We start from the raw sequence: 2964 nt of genomic DNA, 5'->3' as shown, positions 1-2964 counted from the left end.
CCAGCAGACCATGAAGAACTGGCTGCGCGCCCAGCCCGACCAGCCGGCCACACTGGCCGACCTGCAGACACTCCTCGACCGCTTCGCCGATGCCTGCAACCACCGCCGCTGTGAACGGACAACATGATCTGCCGCTGGGCGGTCGTCGCAGTGCCGTCTGACGGCCAGTAGAAGTGCTGGTGGGTGGCCGTGGGGGGATGGGTCACGAGCTGAGGCTGGTGGCCTTTGATCAAGTCAGCGGAACGACGCCTCTGCCGGCGAGGGCTTCAGCCAGGCGGTGGGATTCGCCGCTGGTCTCGACCATGTGAGCGTGGTGCATGAGGCGGTCGACGGTGGCGGTGGCCATCGTTTTGGGCATGATCGTGTCGAATCCAGAGGGGTGGATGTTGCTGGTGACGGCCAGGCTGCGGCGTTCGTAGGCGGCGTCGACCAGGCGGTAGAAAGCTTCGGCGGTCTCGTGGCTGACCGGGAGCAGGCCGATGTCGTCGACCACGATGATGTCGGAGCGGCAGATCTTGGCGATGGTGCGGGCGACGCTGCTGTCGACTTTGGCCCGGCCGACGGTGACGGCCAGGGTCTCCAGGGTGAACCAGGACACGCGCAGGTCCGCGTCGATGGCCTCGTGGCAGAGGGCTTCCATGAAGTGGGTCTTGCCGCTGCCAGACGGGCCGGAGATCACGCAGTTCTCCCGGCGGCCGACCCATTCCAGGGTGCGCAGCGCGTTCTGGGTGGCCTGCGGGATAGACGACAGTTCGCTCTTCCAGGAGTCGAAGGTCTTGCCGTTGGGCAGGTTCGCGCTCTTTCGGCGGCTGCGCCGGGTGGCGCCATCACGACCGACGACTTCCTCGGTGAGCAGGACGCGCACCACCTCGGCCGGATCCCAGCGCTGAGCGCGGGCGGTGGCCAGGACATCGGGTGCGGCTTTGCGGGCGTAGGGGAAGCGCATCCGGGTGAACAGAGCTTCCAGCTCGGCCGGGACGGGTGGCGCCTTGGGAAGCGAAACGCTCATGTGTAGTCTCCGAGTGTTGTTGGTGGTCAGGCGGCCGAGGTCGGCATGGTGGTTGATGTCGGCGGCCTGGTCATTGCTGGTCGTTGTGGCCTTGGTTGCGGCGGGCCGGGGAGTTTGCGCGGACGGCGGCCCAGGAGGCGGTGCCGGGCTGGGCCGAGTGCTTCTCATCGGCGACCGAGATGGGACCGGCGGCCGAGCTGCGGGCCAGATGGTCGCAGATGGAGGCCAGGTCGGTCTCACCGAAGCGGCCGTTGATGGCGGCCAGGCCGAGCGCGGCATCGACGCGCTCGGTGCCGACCAGCGAGGCCAGTTCGATCGCGCGGGCCATCTTGGCGCGGATGCGGGCCACTCCGGTGGCCGCGGCTTCGATCAGCCAGGCCTCGGCGCCCGGGCCGATGGCCAGGAAGCGTTCCTCGGCTTTGCTCTGTGGGCGTGCTTTGGGCTGGCGTGGTCCGTTGCCACCGGGGTGGTCAGGGTAGTGGGCCTCAACGATACGGGGCCGGCCTGGGGTGGAGAGCTGGTGACGCCAGAGTTCGGCCAGCCCGGTGCCGCTGCTTTGCTGCTCACCGGGGGTGCCGTGCACGCGGCGGCCGACGATGACGAGCTCGTCGCCGTGCACCCGGCACCAGACTTTCCGGCCTTCGTGCCCGGGCGGCACCGAGTAGCGGACATCGCCCCAGCGGACGGTGCGGTCGTCGCCCACCAGGCGTTCCTCGCCCAGCGCCAGTGCGTAGGGGTCGGCGGGTAGTGGGTGCAGGTGGGCGAGTTCTTCCTCGAGCATGTCGGCGGGCAGCCGGTGGGTGGCGCGGTGCGTGCGGTGGTTGATCTGCTCGGCCCAGCGGGCGCAGGCGTCCTCGAGTTCGGCGAAGCTGCCGTAGCTGGAGCGCAGGTTTGTGGTGGTGGGCACCAGATCGGCTTTGGCGATCTTCACGGTATTCTCGACCCCGCCCTTGGATTCGGGGTCGAACGGCTCGCAGGTGTGCACCACGCACCCGTAATGGCGGCCGAGTTCGACCATCTGCGGGTGCCGGACCGGGATCTTGGCGATGTGCTCGACGGTGACCGTGCGCGGGTTGTCGGTCAGCAGATAGGTGGGCGCCCCGCCGATGATCCGAAGCGTCGCGTCCAGGCAGGCGGTCAACGAGCCCAGCGTTTGATCCCAGGCCGGCAGCACCACCCGGAACCTCGACCAGGTCAGCCAGGCGCAGAACAGCTGTGTCCGGCGTCCGGCGATGCGTGGTCCCTCGCCCCAGTCCCACTGCAGCCACATCCCCGGCTCGGGAATCCAGGGCCGGTAGACACGTCGCCGACCCGATCGCCAGGCTTCCTTGATCGCCGCGACGGCCCGCCGGGTGGTCCGCTCCGAACCGCGGAAACCCATCGCGAGCAGGTCTTTGTGGACAACGTCAGCTCGGACCTTGCCGCCTGAGCGCTCCACCTTCTCCTCGATCTTGACGAGGAAGGGGTCGATCGACTTCGGCCGTGACGTCGGCGGCGGCGCGATGCCCCCAGCTTCGCGCATCGCCACATACCGCTGAACAGTCTTGGGATGGCATCCCGCCAACTGCGCGGCCGACCACGTGCACTTGGTCAGGTCGTAGGCCGCGAAGATCTCCATCAGTTCCCGGTCGGATTTGGTCACCCGCGCCCCCTCTCATCGGTCGGAGTGGCAAAGATCCATACCTGCCACTCAAACCCGACAACAGGGAAACGCGACCACCCGACACGGACGCGATCAAGAGATTTACCAGGCCATCGACCAGCATTTCCGATGACCGACAGTCAGCACCCCTATGTCCACCCAGCTGCACAAGCGAGTCCGTCGGCTGGTGGTTCCTGACGTCCGCTTACAGCCGCCCGCACCGGTCCCTGCCGCGCCGCGCCACCCCGGCAGCCGTCTACACCGCCTCGCCCAAGGCCCTACCCGACGGCAGCCGCGACGCCGACACCCACGC

Annotated in this window: 2 protein-coding genes; both read right to left on the bottom strand. The window is 68.3% G+C overall.

Annotated elements, in window-relative coordinates; translation table 11 throughout:
• Positions 1-229 precede the first annotated feature (229 nt).
• The gene (gene istB, locus ACZ6SA_RS49170) at positions 230-1009 is read right to left on the bottom strand and encodes an IS21-like element helper ATPase IstB (RefSeq protein WP_347650931.1); all 780 of its coding nucleotides are present in this window, start codon (positions 1007-1009) and stop codon (positions 230-232) included.
• A gap of 70 nt (positions 1010-1079) precedes the next feature.
• A complete protein-coding gene (istA, locus tag ACZ6SA_RS49165; protein WP_347650932.1) occupies positions 1080-2651 on the bottom strand; it encodes an IS21 family transposase in 1572 nt (523 codons plus the stop codon).
• Positions 2652-2964 lie beyond the last annotated feature (313 nt).

Source organism: Nonomuraea sp. NPDC049378 (assembly GCF_055586745.1).
This window is presented reverse-complemented; position numbering and strand designations above follow the sequence as displayed.

Coding starts and splice junctions, on each gene's coding strand:
- istB (WP_347650931.1), bottom strand. CDS start 1,009: ATGAGCGTTTCGCTTCCCAAGGCGCCACCCGTCCCGGCCGAGCTGGAA.